Origin of the sequence: Streptomyces davaonensis JCM 4913 (genome assembly GCF_000349325.1) — a bacterium.
Lineage (GTDB): Bacteria > Actinomycetota > Actinomycetes > Streptomycetales > Streptomycetaceae > Streptomyces > Streptomyces davaonensis.
Genome location: NC_020504.1, coordinates 9,084,221 through 9,100,330, shown reverse-complemented (window position 1 = coordinate 9,100,330; position 16,110 = coordinate 9,084,221). Strand labels below are relative to the sequence as shown.

The following is a 16,110-nucleotide window of genomic DNA, read 5'->3' as shown; positions in this document are numbered from 1 at the left end:
CCTTTCAGAGGTGGGGTACGACGGCCACGGGGCAGCCGACGTGTTGGATGGCGGCGTGGGTGACGGGACCCGTGCGCGGTCCCACCGGGCGTTCCGTGACGCGGCGGCCCACGACGAGCAGGCTCGCTCCGGACGCGGCCCGCACCAGCGCGGACCGTGCGCGCCCGGCGGTGACGGTCTCGACGACCTCGACCTCCGGGAACTTCTCGCGCCACACCTGGAGCACGGCCGTCATGAACCCCAGCCACTCCTCGGCCTGCCCGGGACCTTCGGCCAGGCCGATCTCGCCGGGGCCGAGGCCGAGCGGGGAGGCGGGCTGCCAGGCGTGGACGACGTGCAGGCGGGCGCCGCGCAGTTGGGCCGCCTCGAAGCCGAAGGCGAGCACGTCGTCGCAGGGGTCGCCGAGGTCGAGTCCCAGGACGACGTCGCGGTAGCCGGTGCGGACGGAGCCGCTGCCGTCCGGCGCCGGCAGGTGCTCGTCCGCGGGCTCCTCGCCCGCCCGGACCAGGACGACGGGCCGGGTGGCGCGGCCCACCACGCCGAGGGCCACCGAGCCGAGCAGGAAACCCGTGAAGCCGCTCAGGCCCCGGGAGCCGAGGACGAGCAGGTCGGCCTGGTTGGCGGCGCTCAGCAGGGCCGCGGTCGCGGGGCCGTCGACCTGTTCGTCGTGGAGGGTGACGGCGGGGGTGGTGCGGCTGATGCGTTCCTCGGCCTGGCGCAGGGTGCGCCGGGCGAGGTGACGCTGGGCGGCGGTGGCCAGATGGCCGTCCTCCTGGCCGGGATGCCAACTCCGGGCGTGCACAAGACGCAGGGGACGCCCCCGGCGTACCGCCTCACGGGCGGCCCACTCGGCGGCGGAAAGACTCTCGGCGGAACCGTCGACTCCGGCGACGACGGGCACCAGCATGGCACGCACCTCCTGTGGTCGGGCTGCTCCTCGTCTCCAGCTTCGCCCCGGCCCTCGCCGCCCCGCATGGGCCGCAGGGCACAGGCCCGGGACCGTTCGGCCCCTGCCCCGGGGCGGGCCGCGCGACGAGTCTTGGCGTGCTGGAACCCCCGGGTTCCCCGGCCGGAAGGCGGCAGACCATGGAGCGAGAGATCATCACCGGTGCCGACCGGGTCGTCGTCGGAGTCGACGCGCGCGATCCCGCGGGCGAGGCGCTCGAATTCGCCTTCTCCGCGGCCCGGCAGAACGGCGCCCTCCTGCACGCCGTGCACACCTGGCGGCTTCCGGAGAGCAGCGGCTGTCTGCCCTGGCCGGTGCCGGAGGAGACCCGCGCGACCTGGGAGGACCACGAGGTCCAGCTTCTGTCGGACGCGCTGCGGCCCTGGCGGGAGAAGTACCCCGGCGTCGAGGTGCTGGCGGACGTCGTCCTGCTCCCCACGGCCGACGCACTCGCCCACGCGTCCGCGCACGCGGCACTGGTGGTGCTCGGCCGGAGCTCCGAGGACACCCTGCTCGCGCTGGTGCGGCAGGCGCACTGCCCGGTCGTGGTGGTGCCGTCGTAAAGGGCCGTACCGGCCCTGGGAGCGGGTCCGTTCGGCCCTGTGGGACCGGGCGGCCCCGGGTCAGGGTGGAGGGTATGAGCGGAGGTGCGCGGATCGCCGTGATCGGCGTCGGGAACGACTACCGGCGCGACGACGGTGTGGGCTGGGCGGTGATCGCCCGGCTGCGGGAGCGGCCGCTCGCGCCGGACACCGTACTGGCCACCTGCGACGGCGACCCCGGCCGGCTGATCGGCCTGTGGGAGGGCGCCCGGCTGGCCGTGGTCGTGGACGCGGCCCACGCGCACCCCGGGACGCCTGGCCGGGTGCATCGCCTGGCCCTCGACGCCGGACAACTGCCACGGCCCTCGGCGACCAGTTCCCACGGTCTTGGACTCGGCGAGGCGGTCGAGCTCGCCCGGGTCCTCGGCCTGCTGCCCGAACGGCTGGTCGTCTACGCCGTAGAAGGCGCCGACAGCGAGTTCGGCACCGGCCTGACGCCCGCCGTCGCCGCGGCCGTGCCCGAGCTGGTGGGGGCCGTCGCGCACGAGATCGCCACCGGGGAGCGGTCATGAGCACGCGCTACTTCCGGGTCGACGGCATCGTGCAGGGCGTCGGCTTCCGGCCCTTCGTCCACCGCACCGCGCGTGCGCTCGGCCTGGACGGCTGGGTGGCCAATGTCAACGGCCATGTCGAGGGCGAGGTCGCCGGACCGCCCGCCAGGATCGAGGAGTTCGCCGCCCGGCTGCGTGCCGACGCACCGCCCCTGGCCCGGGTGCGGGACGTCCACCTCACCGCGGGTTCGGCGCATCCGGCGTACGACAGCGGCTTCGAGGTCCGCCCCAGCGCCCCCGGCGCCGCGGACCGGGCCACGCGCGAGATCCCGCCCGACGCCGCCCTGTGCGAGGCATGTCTGCGCGAACTGCGCGACCCTCGTGACCGCCGCTACCGCTACCCGTTCATCAACTGCACCGACTGCGGACCGCGCGCCACGATCATCGAGGACCTCCCCTACGACCGCGGCCGCACCACCATGCGCCGCTTCCCGCTCTGCCCGCGGTGCGCGGCCGAGTACGCCGACCCCGCCGACCGCCGCTTCCACGCCGAGCCCGTCGCCTGCCCGACCTGCGGGCCCCGGCTCGCCTGGGCGGACCTGCGCGGCGAGGAGGCGCTGCGGGCGGCGGTTCAGGCGGTCGCCGAGGGCGGCATCGTCGCGCTGAAAGGGCTGGGCGGCTACCAGTTGGTGTGCGACGCGGGTGATCCACGGGCCGTGGCGGAGCTGCGCCGCCGCAAGCGGCGCCCGGCGAAGCCCTTCGCCGTGATGGTGCCCGACCTCGCGGCGGCCACCCGGCTGGCCGTCATCGGCACCGCCGAGCGCCAGGCCCTGCTCGCCCCCGAGCGTCCGGTGGTCCTGCTCACCCGCCACCGTCGGCACGCGACGTCCGCGCTCGCGCCCGAGGTGCATCCGGGGCTGTCCCGGGTCGGCCTCTTCCTGCCCACCACGGGACTGCACCAGCTGCTCCTCGACCGCTTGGCCCGGCCGCTCGTGGTGACCAGCGGCAACCTCAGCGACGAGCCCATCGCCGTCGACGACACCGAGGCCCGGCGCTCGCTGGGCGGCATCGCGGACGGCTTCCTGACCCACGACCGGCCCATCCGCAACCGCTACGACGACTCCGTGGTGCAGTTCGCCGGCCGCACCCGGATCACGGTCCGCCGGGCCCGGGGTCTGGCACCGGCACCGCTGCCGCTCGCCGTCGATGAGCCGGTCGCCGGGGCCGGGACGCAGCTCAAGCACACCTTCACGCTGGCCGCCCACGGGCGGGCCCTGATCGGACCGCACACCGGTGACCTGTCCGACCAGTCGGCCCACGACGCGTTCCTGACCTCGTACGCGCACCTGAAGCGGCTCAGCGGGATCGAACCGGTGGCCCTGGCCCACGATCTGCATCCCGGCTATCTGTCCACACAGTGGGCGAAGGAGCAGTCGGTGCGTCTGATGCCCGTGCAGCACCACCACGCGCACGTGGCCGCCTGCGCGGCCGAGCACGGGGTGCGGGGCGCGTTCGTGGGCGTCGCCTACGACGGTCTGGGGCTCGGTGACGACGGCACTCTGTGGGGCGGCGAGATCCTCGTCGCCGATCTGACCGGCTACCGCCGCGTGGGCAGGTTCGCGACCGCGCCCCTGCCAGGCGGCGACGCGGCGGTACGCCATCCCTCCCGCACCGCCCTCGGCCACCTGCTGGGCGGCGAGCCGCTGGGCTCCCCGCGCCCCTACCCGTGGCTCGTCCAGCCCTTCGTCGACCGGCTCGACCGCAGCGAGGTCGACGCCGTGCGCGCCATGGTCGCCCACAACGTCAACTGCCCGCGCGCCTCCAGCGCCGGACGCCTCTTCGACACGGTGGCCGCGCTGCTCGGCCTCGCCGACCGGGTGAGCTACGAAGGTGAGGCGGCCGTCCGGGTGGAGGCGGCGGCGGGCGACACGCACGCCGTACCGCTGGCTCATCGCATCGTGCGAACTCGGGGGCTGTGGGTGTACGACTCCGCGCCCACGCTGGCCGATCTGCTGGCGCGACGGCTGGCCGGGGAGCCGGTGGGACGGCTGGCCGCGGCCTTCCATCTGACGCTGGCGATCGCCACGGCGGAGCTGGTCGCGCGGGCCGTGGCCGAGGGCGCGCCGCGCACGGTGTGCCTGGGCGGCGGCTGCTTCGTCAACCGGCGGCTGCTGACCGAGGTGCGGCGCCGGCTGCGCGCCCATGGCCTGCGGGTGCTGGTGGGCGGCCAGGTCCCGGTCGGGGACGGCGGTATCAGCTACGGCCAGGCCGCGGTCGCCGCGGCCCGGCTGGCCGGGGAGAGGTGAGCGCGGATGTGCCTGGGTATCCCGGGGCGGGTCCTGGAGGTCCACGACGACGCGGGCCTGCGGATGGCCACGGTCGATTTCGGCGGCATCCGGCGCGAGGTGTGCCTCGACTGCACGCCGGACGCGGGGGTCGGGTCGTACGTCATCGTGCATGTGGGGTTCGCGATCACCGAGGTCGACGAGGTGGAGGCGCACCGGACGCTGGAGGTGCTCCGGGCGATGGCCGACGCGGTCGAGGGCGAGCTGGGGGAACCACTGCCCTAGACCTGTGGGAGGTGACCCGGTCGGCCCGTCAAGAGGGCCGGTCAGCCCCTGCCGTCCTGGGGCCGCCGAGCCGGAAGCTGAGGGTGGAGGCGCCCACGCCCGAGGAGGTCTGTCATGACCGTCGCTCAAGGCTCGGCAGTGCTCGACCGCGATGGCCTGAACGCCCTGGTCACGGCGTTGGTGGCGCAGGGGCGGACCGTCGTCGGGCCGACCGTGCGGGACGGTGCGATCGTGCTCGCCGAGCTGGCGTCGGCGGACGAACTCCCCTTCGGCTGGGGCGTCGAGCTGGACGCCGGACGCTATCGGCTGGTCCGGCGCGAGGACGGGGCCGCCTTCGCGCACAGCGCAGGCCCGCAGTCCTGGAAGAACTTCCTGCACCCCGCGCGGGAACGGCTGTGGAGCGCCGACCGCACGCCGTCGGGCGGCATCGACTTCACCCCGGAGGAGCCCAGGACCCCGTCGTACGCCTTCCTCGGGGTCCGGCCCTGTGATCTGCGGGCCATCGCGATCCAGGACCGGGTGCTGAGCGGCGGGCGGTACGAGGACACCGGGTACACGCGGCGTCGGGGCGGGGCCTTCCTGATCGCCGCCGAGTGCACCGAGCCCGGCGCGACCTGCTTCTGTGTCTCGACGGGCGGCGGCCCGGCAGCGGACCCCGGTTACGACCTGGCGCTCACCGAGGTGGCCGGCCGGTTCCTGGTGCGCGTCGGCAGCGACGAGGGCGCCGCCCTCCTGGCGCAGGTGCCCCACGGTGCCGCGGATCCGGACACCGAGGACGCCGCACGTGCCGCCGTGGACGCGGCACGCAACCGGATGGGACGCGCCCTGCCCCCGGTCGACGTACGGGCGCTGCTCGGCGCGAGCCTGGCCGCCGACCGCTGGGACGATGTCGCCGCCCGCTGCCTGACCTGCGGAAACTGCACGATGGTCTGCCCGACGTGCTTCTGCACCACCACGGAGGAGGTCACCGACCTCACCGGCGACCACACCGAGCGATGGCAGCGCTGGGACTCCTGCTTCGACCTGGACTTCTCCCATCTGCACGGCGGCCCGGTGCGCGCCTCGGGGCACAGCCGTTACCGGCAGTGGCTCACCCACAAACTCTCCACCTGGCACGACCAATTCGACACCTCCGGATGCGTCGGCTGCGGGCGCTGCATCGCATGGTGCCCGGCCGGCATCGACATCACGGAGGAAGTCACCGCGCTCGCGGCCGAAGCCGACCCGTCCCTCGACCCTGGAACGGAGACCTGAGATGCCTCCCTCGATCGCCCTGCGCATGAACCACGCCCTGCCCGGCGAGCACCGCGACCGGCTGCTCCGCGTCGGCCGCGAGATGCGCTTCCCGCAGGGCGCCCGGCTGTTCGACGAGGGCGGGCAGGCCGACCGCTTCTGGATCGTGCGGGACGGCACCCTCGCCCTCGACCTGCATGTGCCCGGCCGCCGGGCTCCGGTCGTCGAGACCCTCGGCGTCGGCGACCTGGTCGGCTGGTCCTGGCTGTACGAGCCGTACGTCTGGCAGTTCGGCGCCGAGACCGTGACGCCCGTGAACGCCTACGAGTTCGACGCCGTCGCCGTCCGGCTGATGTGCCTGAACGACGCCGAGTTCGGGCGTGCCGTCGAGCACTGGGTCGGCCGGGTGCTGTCCCACCGGCTGCGCGCGGCACGGACCCGGCTCCTCGATCTGTACGGCCCCGGCGGCACCGGAGGTGCGGCATGACGGACGTACCCGTCCCGTACCGCGTGGTCGCCCGCACGGCGGAGACCGGCGACACGGTGACGCTGCGTCTGGAGCCGGTCGGCACGCCGCTCGGCGACTTCGCGCCGGGGCAGTTCGCGATGGTGCACTGCTTCGGGCGCGGCGAGATCCCCGTCTCGGTGAGTTCCGTGCAGGCCACCGGCGGGCTCGCGCACACCGTCCGGGCGGTGGGTGCCGTCTCGGCGGGGCTGTGCGCGGCACGCTCCGCCGATGTGCTCGGCGTCCGCGGGCCGTACGGCACCGGCTGGGAGCTTCAGCGGGCCCGTGGACGGGACGTGGTCGTGGTCGCGGGCGGCATCGGGCTCGCCCCGCTCCGCCCGCTGATCCTGCGCGCGCTGGCCGAACCGGCGGCGTACGGCAGGGTCAACGTGCTGATCGGGGCGCGCACCCCGGCCGATCTGATCGCCCGCGAGGAGATCGAGGGCTGGCGGACCGCGTACACCGGTGTGACCGTCGACCGGCCCGACGACGGCTGGCGCGGCGACGTCGGTCTGGTGACCGACCTGCTCGACCGGGCGGACTTCACGCCCGCCGACGCCGTGGCGTTCGTCTGCGGGCCGGAACCCATGATCCGCGCCACCGCCCGCGAACTCGCCGCCCGTGGCCTGCCCGGTGACCGCGTCCGCGTCTCGCTGGAACGCAACATGCGCTGCGCGACCGGCCATTGCGGACACTGCCAGCTCGGTCCGCTGCTGCTGTGCCGGGACGGCCCGGTCGTGAACTGGGAGCGGGCCGAACCCCTGCTGTCGGTGAGGGAGTTGTGATGGCACCCACGCTCGCCGTGTTCAAACTGGCCTCCTGCGACGGCTGCCAGCTCACCCTGCTGGACTGCGAGGACGAACTCCTCGCGCTCGCGGGCGAGGTGGAGATCGCCCACTTCCTGGAGGCGTCCAGCGCCGTCCGGCCGGGCCCCTACGACCTGTCGCTGGTCGAGGGTTCGGTCACCACCGCCGAGGACGCCGAACGCGTCCGCGCGATCCGGGCCGCCTCCCGCCACCTGGTGACGATCGGGGCCTGCGCGACGGCAGGCGGCATCCAGGCGCTGCGCAACTACGCGGACGTGGACGAGTACCGGCGGGTGGTCTACGCCCGCCCCGAGTACGTCTCGACGCTCGCCACCTCCACCCCCGTCTCCGCCCATGTGGACGTCGACTTCGAGCTGCGCGGCTGCCCCGTGGACCGGCGTCAGCTCATCGAGGTGATCACCGCGTTCCTGGCCGGCCGCAAGCCCGACGTGCCGAACCACAGTGTCTGCTTCGAGTGCAAGCGGCGCGGCACGGTCTGCGTCACCGTCGCCCACGGCACCCCCTGTCTCGGCCCCGTGACCCATGCGGGCTGCGGGGCGCTGTGCCCGGCGTACCACCGCGGCTGCTACGGCTGCTTCGGCCCGTCCGGGTCCGTGAACCTCCCCGCGCTGATACCGCTGCTGCGCCGTGACGGCATGGACGAGCGGGACGTAGAGCGGTTCCTGCACACCTTCAACGCGACCGCCTTCGCAAAGGAGTTGGAGCGGTGACTCACCGTGGATCCCGTGTGCTGCACGTCGGCTCGCTGTCCCGGGTCGAGGGCGAGGGAGCGCTGTACCTCGGCGTGCACGACGGCACGGTCACCGAGGCGCGGCTGAACATCTACGAGCCGCCGCGGTTCTTCGAAGCGCTGCTGCGCGGACGCTCGTACACCGAGCCGCCCGACATCACCGCCCGCGTGTGCGGGATCTGTCCGGTGGCCTACCAGATGAGCGCGTGCGCGGCGATCGAGGACGCGTGCGGGGTCGTCGTCGACCCGGTGATCCGGGATCTGCGCAGGCTGTTGTACTGCGGGGAGTGGATCGAGAGCCAGGCCCTGCACATCTATCTGCTGCACGCCCCGGACTTCCTGGGCCGCGCGAGCGCCATCGAACTGGCCCGGACGCACCGCGCCGAGGTGGAGCGGGGGCTCAGGCTGAAGAAGGCGGGCAACGCGCTGATGGAACTGCTCGGCGGGCGGGCCGTGCATCCGGTGAACGTCCGCCTCGGCGGCTTCCACCGGGCCCCGGCCCGTGCCGAACTGCTCGCCCTCACCGAGGACTTGCGGCGGGCGCTGGACGACGCGTGGGACACGGTGCGCTGGGTGTCCGGCTTCGAGTTCCCGGACGCCCGGGTCGACGCCGACCTGCTGGCGCTGGCCGCGCCGGACACGTACGCCATCGAGGGCGGCACCCCGACCGTGCTCCGCGCCGACGGGAGCAAGGACTCCTTCCCCGTGCGGGACTTCACCCGGCGGGTCACCGAGACGCACGTGCCGCACTCCACCGCACTGCACTCCCGGCTCGACGGGCGGGTCCATCTCACCGGCTCCCTCGCCCGGTTCGCGATCGGCGGGGCGCGCCTTTCGGAGGTCGCGCGCCAGGCCGCGGTGGAGGCCGGGCTCGGCGACCCGCGGGACGGTGCCGTGTGCCGTAACCCGTTCCGCTCCATCCTGGTGCGGGCGGTGGAGACCCTGTACGCGGTGACCGAGGCGCTGCGGATCATCGAGGCGTACGAGCCGCCCGAGCGCCCGTACACGGAGGTCCCGCCGGTCGCGGGCGTCGGCCACGGCGCCACCGAGGCCCCGCGCGGGGTGCTCTACCACCGCTACGAACTCGCCGCGGACGGGACGGTGCTCAGCGCCGACCTGGTGCCGCCCACCGCGCAGAACCAGGGCGCGATCGAGGCCGACCTGCGTCGGCTCGCCCAGCGGGCGATCAGCGAACACGACCCGGACGACGCCGAGTTGACGGACCTGTGCGAGCGGGCCATCCGCAACCACGATCCGTGCATCTCGTGCTCGACCCATTTCCTCGACCTGACGGTCGTCCGGACCTCGGGCCGCACCACAGGAGGCGGAGATGCCTGAATCGCCGTACCGAGTCAGCGATGTGATGACGCACACCGTCGTCGCCGTCGGCAGCGAGGCGTCCTTCAAGGAGATCGTCGCGCTGCTCGACGAGTGGAAGGTCAGCGCCCTGCCGGTGCTGGCCGGTGAGGGGCGGGTCGTCGGCGTGGTCTCCGAGGCGGACCTGCTGCTCAAGGAGGAGTTCCGGGACACCGAGCAGGGCGACCTGGCGGACCGCGTCAAGGCGGGCGCGGTGACCGCGGGCGAGCTGATGAGCGCCCCCGCGGTGACCGTGCACGCGGACGCGTCCCTCGCCGAGGCTGCCCGCATCATGGCCCGCCGGCACGTCAAGCGACTGCCGGTGGTGGACGGGGTCGGCCTGTTGCAGGGCGTGGTCAGCCGCAGCGATCTGCTGAAGGTCTTCCTGCGCTCCGACGAGGAGATCGCCGAGGAGATCCGCGGCAGCGTGCTCGGTCAGCTCCCGTTCACCGAGCCTCTGTCGGTCTCGGTGACCGAGGGCGTGGTCACCCTGGGCGGCGCCCTGCCCGACCGTGCGCTCGTGCCCGTGCTGGCGCGGGCGGTGCGGGCCGTGGAGGGGGTCGTGGACATCCGGCTGGATCTGACCCATCGATGAAGACGTACCGATGAAGGCGCACCGATGAAGTACCTCGACGAGTACCGCGATCCCGTGCTCGCCCGGCGGCTGCTGGACGAGCTGCGGCGGACCGCCACGCGCCCCTGGCGGATCATGGAGGTGTGCGGCGGTCAGACCCACACCCTCGTCCGGCAGGGCATCGACGAGCTGCTGCCGGCCGGGATGCGGATGATCCACGGACCGGGCTGCCCGGTGTGCGTGACGCCGCTGGAGACCCTGGACCGGGCCATGGCGGTCGCCGCCCGCCCCGGCGTGATCCTCACCAGCTTCGGCGACATGCTGCGCGTGCCCGGCACCCACACCGACCTGCTGTCGCTGCGGGCGCGCGGCGCCGACGTCCGGGTGGTCTACGCCCCGATGGACGCCGTACGCCTGGCCGCCGCCCACCCCGACCGCGAAGTCGTCTTCCTCGCCGTCGGCTTCGAGACGACCGCCCCCGCGAACGCGACCGCGGTCCTGCACGCGGCCCGGCTCGGCCTGACGAACTTCTCGATGCTGGTCAGCCATGTCCTGGTGCCACCGGCCATGACGGCGCTGCTGGAGGACCCGGACTGCGAGGTGCAGGCCTTCCTCGCGGCCGGGCATGTGTGCGCGGTGATGGGCTGGCGCGAGTACGAGCCGATCGCGGCCCGCTACCGGGTGCCGATCGTGGTTACCGGATTCGAGCCGCTGGACCTGCTGGAGGGCATCCTCATGGCGGTACGGCAGCTGGAGTCGGGCCGGCACGAGGTGGCGAACCAGTACGTGCGGGCCGTGCGCCGCTCGGGGAACACCGAGGCGCAGGACGCGGTCCGTGAGGTGTTCCGGGTGACCGACCGGTCCTGGCGCGGCATCGGGGCGCTGCCCGGCAGCGGCCTCGAACTCGCCGAGAAGTACGAGAGGTTCGACGCCGCCCGCCGCTTCGACGTGGGCGGGCTCAGCCCCGTCGAGGACCCGGAGTGCATCGCGGGCGCGATCCTCACCGGGGCCCGGCTGCCCACCGACTGCCCGGCGTACGGCACCCGCTGCACGCCCCGCCATCCCCTCGGCGCGCCGATGGTGTCGTCCGAGGGCACCTGTGCCGCCTTCCACGCGGCCGGACGCGTCCCGACGAGGAGCACGCCATGACCCCCGACTGCCCCACCCCGTATCACGAGGACGAAGTCGTCCTGCTCGGCCACGGCGCCGGCGGGCGGCTGACCGCGGAGCTGCTCGACCGGCTGGTGCTGCCCGCCCTCGGCGGCGACGGCGGCCCGCTGGAGGACGCCGCGCTGCTGCCGGGGCGTCCGGATCTGGTGATCAGCACCGACAGTTTCGTGGTCAGCCCGCTGTTCTTCCCGGGCGGTGACATCGGTTCGCTGGCCGTGCACGGCACGGTCAACGACCTCGCGATGCGCGGTGCTTGGCCGCTGGCGCTGTCCGTCTCCCTGATCGTGGAGGAGGGGCTGCCGCTGGCCGAACTCCGGTCCGTCATGGAGTCGTTGGGGAAGGCGGCCCAGGAGGCAGGGGTGCCGGTGGTCACCGGAGACACCAAGGTGGTGGGGCGGGGCGCGGCCGACCGGCTGTTCGTGAACACCACGGGCATCGGGCAGCGGCACGAACTGCTGCGTCCCTCCGCGGCGTCGGCCCGCCCCGGGGACGCGGTGCTGCTGTCCGGTCCGATCGGGCTGCACGGCACCACCGTGCTCAGCACCCGCGAGGGCCTCGGCTTCGAGGCCGACATCGCCTCGGACTCCCGGCCCCTGCACCGGCTCGTGCAGGCACTGGCCCCGCTCGGCGACGCCGTGCACGTGCTGCGCGACCCCACCCGGGGCGGACTTGCGGCGGCCCTGAACGAGATCGCCCGCGACTCCTCGGTGGCCGTGGAGATCGAGGAGAGCGACGTGCCCGTGCCGCAGGCGGTCGCCTCCGCCTGCGACCTGCTCGGCCTGGACCCGCTGGTCGTCGCCAACGAGGGCTGCCTGGTGGCCTTCGTCGCCCCGGAGGCGGCCGAGGAGGCGCTGACGGCCCTGCGGTCACGTCCTGAGGGCGAGGCCGCCGTACGGATCGGCGAGGTGCTGCCGCAGGGTCCGCACGGCCGGGTGACCCTGCGGACCCTGGTCGGCGCCCGCCGCATCGTGGAGATGCCGCTCGGCGAGCAACTGCCGCGCATCTGCTGACCGGTTCAGCCCCTGTCCAGTTCGTGGGCGACGCCCGCCGCCCACTCCTCGATCCGGCCGAAGTCGCGGAAGTCACCGCCCTTGCCGTTGCGGATGATCATCTTCGCGATGCGGCCCTTGGCGCCTTCCTGGAGGCAGCCACCGAAGGTGACGTGCGCGCGGGCGTCCAGGCGGGTCATGGCGCGCCGGAGTCCGGGGACGGGCGGGATGTCCCGTTCGGAGGCGGAGGGGTCGAGCGGTCCGCTGCTGAACAGCCACAGCGGGCGGTCGGCCAGGGCCGTGCGGTGGCGGCGCAGGAAGCGGCGGGCGTCCTTGTGCCAGCGTCCCGCGTACAGTCCGCCGCCGACGACGACGGCGTCGTAGTCCGTCACCCGGGCCACGCTCGCGGCGGGCAGGGCCTCGGCGGTGCAGCCCTCCTTGCGCAGGACCGCGGCCACTGCCTCGGCGATCTCGGCGGTCGATCCGTTCGTCGTCCCGTAGGCGACCAGCACGTTGGCGGTCATGGCGGGCACCTCTTCTCGGTTTCTCTTCCCGGTTCCTCTCAAAGACTGCGCAGCCAGTCGTCGGCGACTCCGTGCAGGGCCTGCACGTCGGGCTGGAGCCGGGAGTCGTCCAGCCGGTGGGTGAGCCGGTCGACGACGGCGACCACGCCGTCCGTCTGACGGGTCATCGAGACGGCGATCTCCGTCTCGCTCTTGCGTTCCAGTTGCCCGGAGAGCGTGACCACGCCCTCGGTGACCGCGACGTCCACGGCGCGCGGGGTGAGCCACAGGGTCCGCACCAGCACCTCGTCGATGACCTCGGCGCGGATCTCCGCGTCCGGCCGCAGGAAGACCTTCAGCAGGTCGCGGCGGGTGACGATGCCGACGAGCCGGTTCTCCTCGTCGAGGACGGGCAGCCGCTCCACGCGGTGCTGGGCCATGGTCCGGGCGGCCTCGACGATGGTGTCGTCGGCGTGCACGGTGACCGGCGGTTCGGTCATCAGCCCGCCGGCGGTGCGGGCCCTGGCCTTGGCGGTCCGGGTCCGGCCCTGCCGGGTCAGGCCCGCGAACCACGAGCGCTTCCGCGGCTCGTAGGGGTCGGGCGTCTCGGCCTGCCGGACGAGCAGGTCGGTCTCGGAGATCACGCCGATGACCTGTTCGTCCTGGTCCACCACCGGCAGTCCGCTGATGCGGTGCTCACCGAGCAGCCGGGCCACTTCCTTGAACGGCGTGCCGTACTCGGCGCGGACGACCTCCGTGGTCATGACGGAGCCGACCTTGTTGTGCCTCATGGCTTTCCCTCCCTAGCGGAGCCTGCGCAGATGGGGGTCCTGGTGCCTGCGGGGCAGCAGGCGTACGCGCGCGTCGAGCACCTGCACTCCGCCCGGCGTCGCGAGAACGGGGTTGAAGTCGGCCTCGGCGAGCTGCGGCAGATCGCTCGCCATCCGGGACAGCCGCAGCAGCAGCCGCTCCAGACCGGCGAGGTCGACGGGTCCGCCGCCCTGCGCGCCGAACAGCAGCGGGGCGCAGCGCGGGGCCGTGATCAGGTCGTGCACGTCGTGGTCGGTGAGCGGGGCCAGCCGGGCCGCGTGGTCGGCGAGCACCTCGGTGGCGGTGCCGCCGAGTCCGAACAGGACCAGGGGTCCGAAGACCTCGTCCTGGACGACTCCGGCGAACAGTTCGGTGCCGCGTGCGGCGAGCGGCTGCACGACCACGCCGGTGAGCAGTCCGGCGAACCGGGTCTCCAGATCGCGGAAGGCGGCGCGCACCTGGTGGTCGCCCCTGAGGTCGAGGTGGACGGCGCGCTGGGCGCTCTTGTGCAGCAGGCCCGGCCAGTGCCCCTTCATGACGACCCGGCCGTCGGCGCCGCGCAGCCGGTCGGCGGCGAGGACGGCCTCGTCCTCGGTCTCGGCCCAGGCCCAGGGCAGTTGCGGGATGCCGTAGCAGTCGAGGAGTTCGGCGCACACGCGGGGTTCGAGCCAGCCGCCGTCCGCGTGTGCGTCGAGGTAGGTGTCGACCACGGCCTGGGCCCGCGCGGTGTCGATGCCGTCCAGGTCGGGGATGGTTCCGGCGGGCCGGGCCAGCCAGGCCGCGCGGTGGGCGGCGTGGGCCAGGGCGCGGGCCGCGGCCTGGGGTTCGGCGTAGGCCGGGACGGTGCCGCCGCCCTCGGTGGGCAACAGCTCGACGGGCAGGCCCTGTTCGAGGCGTACCGCGACGACCGGCTTCGGGCGGGTCCCGGCGCCGGTCAGGGCGCGGACCAGGTCGTCGCCGGTCGCCACGGCGACCGCGGTCGGCACCAGGGCCACCAGGACGGCGTCGATGCCGCCGTACCGCACGATCCGGTCCACGCACGCCGTGAGCTGCTCCTCCGAGACGGCGGCGGTCGCGTCGACGGGGTTGCCGACGGTGGCGCCCTCGGGGAGTACGGCGAGCAGGTCGTCGACGAGTTCGGGGGTCGGTGCGGGGAGTACGAGACCGGCCTCGGCGCAGGCGTCGGCGGCGAGGACACCGGCTCCGCCCGCGTTGGTGACGATGGCGACGCGGGGTCCGGCGGGCAGCGGCTGGGAGTGCATCAGGGCGGCGGCTTCGAGGAGTTCGCCGCAGGAGTGGGTGGCGGTGATGCCGGCCTGGGTGAACAGCGCGCCGCGGGTCATGGTGCGGGTGGCGGCGGCCGCGGTGTGCGAGGCGGCGGCCCGGCGGCCCGCGTCGGTGCGCCCGGCGTCGACGGTGAGCACCGGCACGCGGCGGGTGACGCGGCGGGCGGTGCGGGAGAAGGCGCGCGGATTGCCGAAGGACTCCAGGTGCAGCAGGGCCAGTTCGGTGCGGTCGTCGCTCTCCCACCACTGGAGCAGGTCGTTGCCGCTGACGTCGTACTTGTCGCCGAGGGAGGCGAAGGAGGAGACGCCGATGCCGAGCCGGGACAGACCGTCGAGCAGGGCGATGCCGACGCCGCCGGACTGGACGGCCACGCCCGCGGTGCCGGGGTGCGGATGGCCGGCGGCGAAGGTGGCGTCGAGGCTCACGGCGGGGTCGGTGTTGCTGAGGCCGAGGCAGTTGGGGCCGACCAGGCGCATGCCGTGGCTGCGGCACGCCGCGAGCAGGGCCGCGGCCTGGCTCGCGCCGAGACCGGCGGTGACGACGAGGAGGGCGCGGACACCCGCCTTGCCGCACTCCTCGGCGGTGTCCGGGACCGCGGCGGCGGGCACCGCGAGGACCGCGAGGTCGGGAGTGAGGGGCAGGGCGCTGACGGAGGAGTGGCACGGAACGCCGAGGATCGCGTGCGCGCCGGGGTTCACCGCGAACAGGCGGCCGGTGAAGCCGCCCGCGTGCAGCCGGCGCAGGATCGCCCGGCCGACGGAGCCCGGCTTGCGTCCGGCGCCGACGACGGCGACCGTGCGGGGCCGCAGCAGCGGCTGGAGGCTGGCCACGTCGGCGGCCCGGCCGCGTTCCTCCACGGCCGACAGGTAGCTGTCGCTCTGGTCGAGGGCGATGGTGCAGCGCACCTCGGGGCCCTCGAAGCGGCGCGCGGTGCGCAGCCCGAGGTCGGCGAAGAGCCGCAGCACGTCCCGGTTCTCGCTGAGGGCGTCCGCGGTGAAGGTGGTGATGCCCTCGGCGCGGGCCGCCGAGACCAGGTGCTCGATGAGAAGGGTGCCGACGCCGCGGTGGTGCAGTCCGTCGGCGACCGCGATGGAGATGTCGGCGGAGGTTCCGGAGCCGCCGGAGTCGTACTCGGCGAGCCCGATCAGGTGCCCCGCCGTCTCGGCCATCAGCGCCCGATAGCCGGGGCGGCCCGTTCCGCAGGCCCGATCGGCGGCCAGGCCCGCGGAACGGCGGCTCGCGACGAAGAACCGCAGCCGCAGATTCTCGGGGGACATCTCCTCGTACAGGCCCAGCACCTGCTCCCGGTCGGACCGCCGCACCGGGCGGATGCACACCGTGGTGCCGTCCGCGAGCAGTGCGTGGACCGTGGGCCGGCTGAGCGCGTCGTCCGTCATCACGGATCTCCTTCGCGTCTTCTCGTCACTTCGAGGATCCAGCGGAACGGACGACGCCCCCAGGGGCTGTCCGGGCGTAGCGGGTGGGCCGGTCGGCCCTGACTCGGGGGCCGGTTCAGC

General features: G+C 74.1%; 16 protein-coding genes. 12 read left to right on the top strand and 4 right to left on the bottom strand.

Translation table 11 applies throughout. From position 1 onward, the window contains the following. Positions 1–4: 4 nt before the first annotated feature. On the bottom strand, positions 5–907 hold the full coding sequence (locus BN159_RS40365) for a universal stress protein (protein WP_015662850.1): 903 nt from the start codon (positions 905–907) through the stop codon (positions 5–7). Between the two features lie 179 nt (positions 908–1,086). On the opposite strand from BN159_RS40365, the gene BN159_RS40360 reads away from it, so the two are divergent. The 12 genes from BN159_RS40360 (at position 1,087) to hypE (ending at position 12,014) form a co-directional block, all read left to right on the top strand. Further along, complete coding sequence (locus tag BN159_RS40360; RefSeq protein ID WP_015662849.1) at positions 1,087–1,509, top strand: universal stress protein; 423 nt, start codon at positions 1,087–1,089, stop codon at positions 1,507–1,509. 74 nt (positions 1,510–1,583) lie between these two features. Further along, positions 1,584–2,060 (top strand): hydrogenase maturation protease, encoded by a 477-nt coding sequence (locus BN159_RS40355; protein WP_015662848.1) that lies wholly within the window; start codon positions 1,584–1,586, stop codon positions 2,058–2,060. Further along, positions 2,057–4,345, top strand: coding sequence for a carbamoyltransferase HypF (gene hypF, locus BN159_RS40350; protein WP_015662847.1), 2,289 nt, complete (start codon positions 2,057–2,059; stop codon positions 4,343–4,345). Before BN159_RS40355 ends, hypF begins: the two co-directional genes overlap by 4 nt. Before the next feature lie 6 nt (positions 4,346–4,351). Continuing rightward, positions 4,352–4,609: a HypC/HybG/HupF family hydrogenase formation chaperone gene (locus tag BN159_RS40345; RefSeq protein WP_015662846.1), complete on the top strand. Its 258-nt coding sequence runs from the start codon at positions 4,352–4,354 to the stop codon at positions 4,607–4,609. 114 nt (positions 4,610–4,723) lie between these two features. Continuing rightward, positions 4,724–5,863: a 4Fe-4S dicluster domain-containing protein gene (locus BN159_RS40340; protein ID WP_015662845.1), complete on the top strand. Its 1,140-nt coding sequence runs from the start codon at positions 4,724–4,726 to the stop codon at positions 5,861–5,863. A 1-nt stretch (position 5,864) separates the two neighbouring features. Beyond that, complete coding sequence (locus tag BN159_RS40335; RefSeq protein ID WP_015662844.1) at positions 5,865–6,329, top strand: Crp/Fnr family transcriptional regulator; 465 nt, start codon at positions 5,865–5,867, stop codon at positions 6,327–6,329. Then, positions 6,326–7,132: an FAD/NAD(P)-binding protein gene (locus BN159_RS40330; protein ID WP_015662843.1), complete on the top strand. Its 807-nt coding sequence runs from the start codon at positions 6,326–6,328 to the stop codon at positions 7,130–7,132. The genes BN159_RS40335 and BN159_RS40330 overlap by 4 nt, the downstream gene beginning before the upstream one ends. Then, positions 7,132–7,884: an NADH-quinone oxidoreductase subunit B family protein gene (locus BN159_RS40325; RefSeq protein ID WP_015662842.1), complete on the top strand. Its 753-nt coding sequence runs from the start codon at positions 7,132–7,134 to the stop codon at positions 7,882–7,884. The genes BN159_RS40330 and BN159_RS40325 overlap by 1 nt, the downstream gene beginning before the upstream one ends. Next, a complete protein-coding gene (locus BN159_RS40320; RefSeq protein ID WP_015662841.1) occupies positions 7,881–9,242 on the top strand; it encodes a Ni/Fe hydrogenase subunit alpha in 1,362 nt (453 codons plus the stop codon). The genes BN159_RS40325 and BN159_RS40320 overlap by 4 nt, the downstream gene beginning before the upstream one ends. Beyond that, positions 9,235–9,855: a CBS domain-containing protein gene (locus tag BN159_RS40315; protein ID WP_015662840.1), complete on the top strand. Its 621-nt coding sequence runs from the start codon at positions 9,235–9,237 to the stop codon at positions 9,853–9,855. The genes BN159_RS40320 and BN159_RS40315 overlap by 8 nt, the downstream gene beginning before the upstream one ends. Positions 9,856–9,879: 24 nt before the next feature. Beyond that, positions 9,880–10,983 (top strand): hydrogenase formation protein HypD, encoded by a 1,104-nt coding sequence (gene hypD, locus BN159_RS40310; RefSeq protein ID WP_015662839.1) that lies wholly within the window; start codon positions 9,880–9,882, stop codon positions 10,981–10,983. After that, a complete protein-coding gene (gene hypE, locus BN159_RS40305) occupies positions 10,980–12,014 on the top strand; it encodes a hydrogenase expression/formation protein HypE (RefSeq protein WP_015662838.1) in 1,035 nt (344 codons plus the stop codon). The genes hypD and hypE overlap by 4 nt, the downstream gene beginning before the upstream one ends. 5 nt (positions 12,015–12,019) lie before the next feature. On the opposite strand, the gene BN159_RS40300 is transcribed toward hypE, so the two are convergent. From BN159_RS40300 to BN159_RS40290, 3 genes are read right to left on the bottom strand one after another with little or no spacing between them, the layout of a single operon-like run. Then, the gene (locus BN159_RS40300; RefSeq protein WP_015662837.1) at positions 12,020–12,517 is read right to left on the bottom strand and encodes a flavodoxin domain-containing protein; all 498 of its coding nucleotides are present in this window, start codon (positions 12,515–12,517) and stop codon (positions 12,020–12,022) included. 38 nt (positions 12,518–12,555) lie between these two features. Then, positions 12,556–13,287: a CBS domain-containing protein gene (locus BN159_RS40295; RefSeq protein ID WP_015662836.1), complete on the bottom strand. Its 732-nt coding sequence runs from the start codon at positions 13,285–13,287 to the stop codon at positions 12,556–12,558. A 12-nt stretch (positions 13,288–13,299) separates the two neighbouring features. Then, a complete protein-coding gene (locus BN159_RS40290; protein WP_015662835.1) occupies positions 13,300–15,990 on the bottom strand; it encodes a bifunctional acetate--CoA ligase family protein/GNAT family N-acetyltransferase in 2,691 nt (896 codons plus the stop codon). Positions 15,991–16,110: the final 120 nt, after the last annotated feature.

Bases quoted from the DNA above. Each gene is read 5' to 3' on its own strand.
- BN159_RS40365 (WP_015662850.1), bottom strand. From the start codon at position 907: ATGCTGGTGCCCGTCGTCGCCGGAGTCGACGGTTCCGCCGAGAGTCTT.
- BN159_RS40360 (WP_015662849.1), top strand. From the start codon at position 1,087: ATGGAGCGAGAGATCATCACCGGTGCCGACCGGGTCGTCGTCGGAGTC.
- BN159_RS40340 (WP_015662845.1), top strand. From the start codon at position 4,724: ATGACCGTCGCTCAAGGCTCGGCAGTGCTCGACCGCGATGGCCTGAAC.
- BN159_RS40325 (WP_015662842.1), top strand. From the start codon at position 7,132: ATGGCACCCACGCTCGCCGTGTTCAAACTGGCCTCCTGCGACGGCTGC.
- BN159_RS40300 (WP_015662837.1), bottom strand. From the start codon at position 12,517: ATGACCGCCAACGTGCTGGTCGCCTACGGGACGACGAACGGATCGACC.
- hypF (WP_015662847.1), top strand. From the start codon at position 2,057: ATGAGCACGCGCTACTTCCGGGTCGACGGCATCGTGCAGGGCGTCGGC.
- BN159_RS40330 (WP_015662843.1), top strand. From the start codon at position 6,326: ATGACGGACGTACCCGTCCCGTACCGCGTGGTCGCCCGCACGGCGGAG.
- BN159_RS40355 (WP_015662848.1), top strand. From the start codon at position 1,584: ATGAGCGGAGGTGCGCGGATCGCCGTGATCGGCGTCGGGAACGACTAC.
- BN159_RS40315 (WP_015662840.1), top strand. From the start codon at position 9,235: ATGCCTGAATCGCCGTACCGAGTCAGCGATGTGATGACGCACACCGTC.
- BN159_RS40335 (WP_015662844.1), top strand. From the start codon at position 5,865: ATGCCTCCCTCGATCGCCCTGCGCATGAACCACGCCCTGCCCGGCGAG.
- BN159_RS40290 (WP_015662835.1), bottom strand. From the start codon at position 15,990: ATGACGGACGACGCGCTCAGCCGGCCCACGGTCCACGCACTGCTCGCG.
- BN159_RS40345 (WP_015662846.1), top strand. From the start codon at position 4,352: ATGTGCCTGGGTATCCCGGGGCGGGTCCTGGAGGTCCACGACGACGCG.
- hypD (WP_015662839.1), top strand. From the start codon at position 9,880: ATGAAGTACCTCGACGAGTACCGCGATCCCGTGCTCGCCCGGCGGCTG.
- hypE (WP_015662838.1), top strand. From the start codon at position 10,980: ATGACCCCCGACTGCCCCACCCCGTATCACGAGGACGAAGTCGTCCTG.
- BN159_RS40295 (WP_015662836.1), bottom strand. From the start codon at position 13,287: ATGAGGCACAACAAGGTCGGCTCCGTCATGACCACGGAGGTCGTCCGC.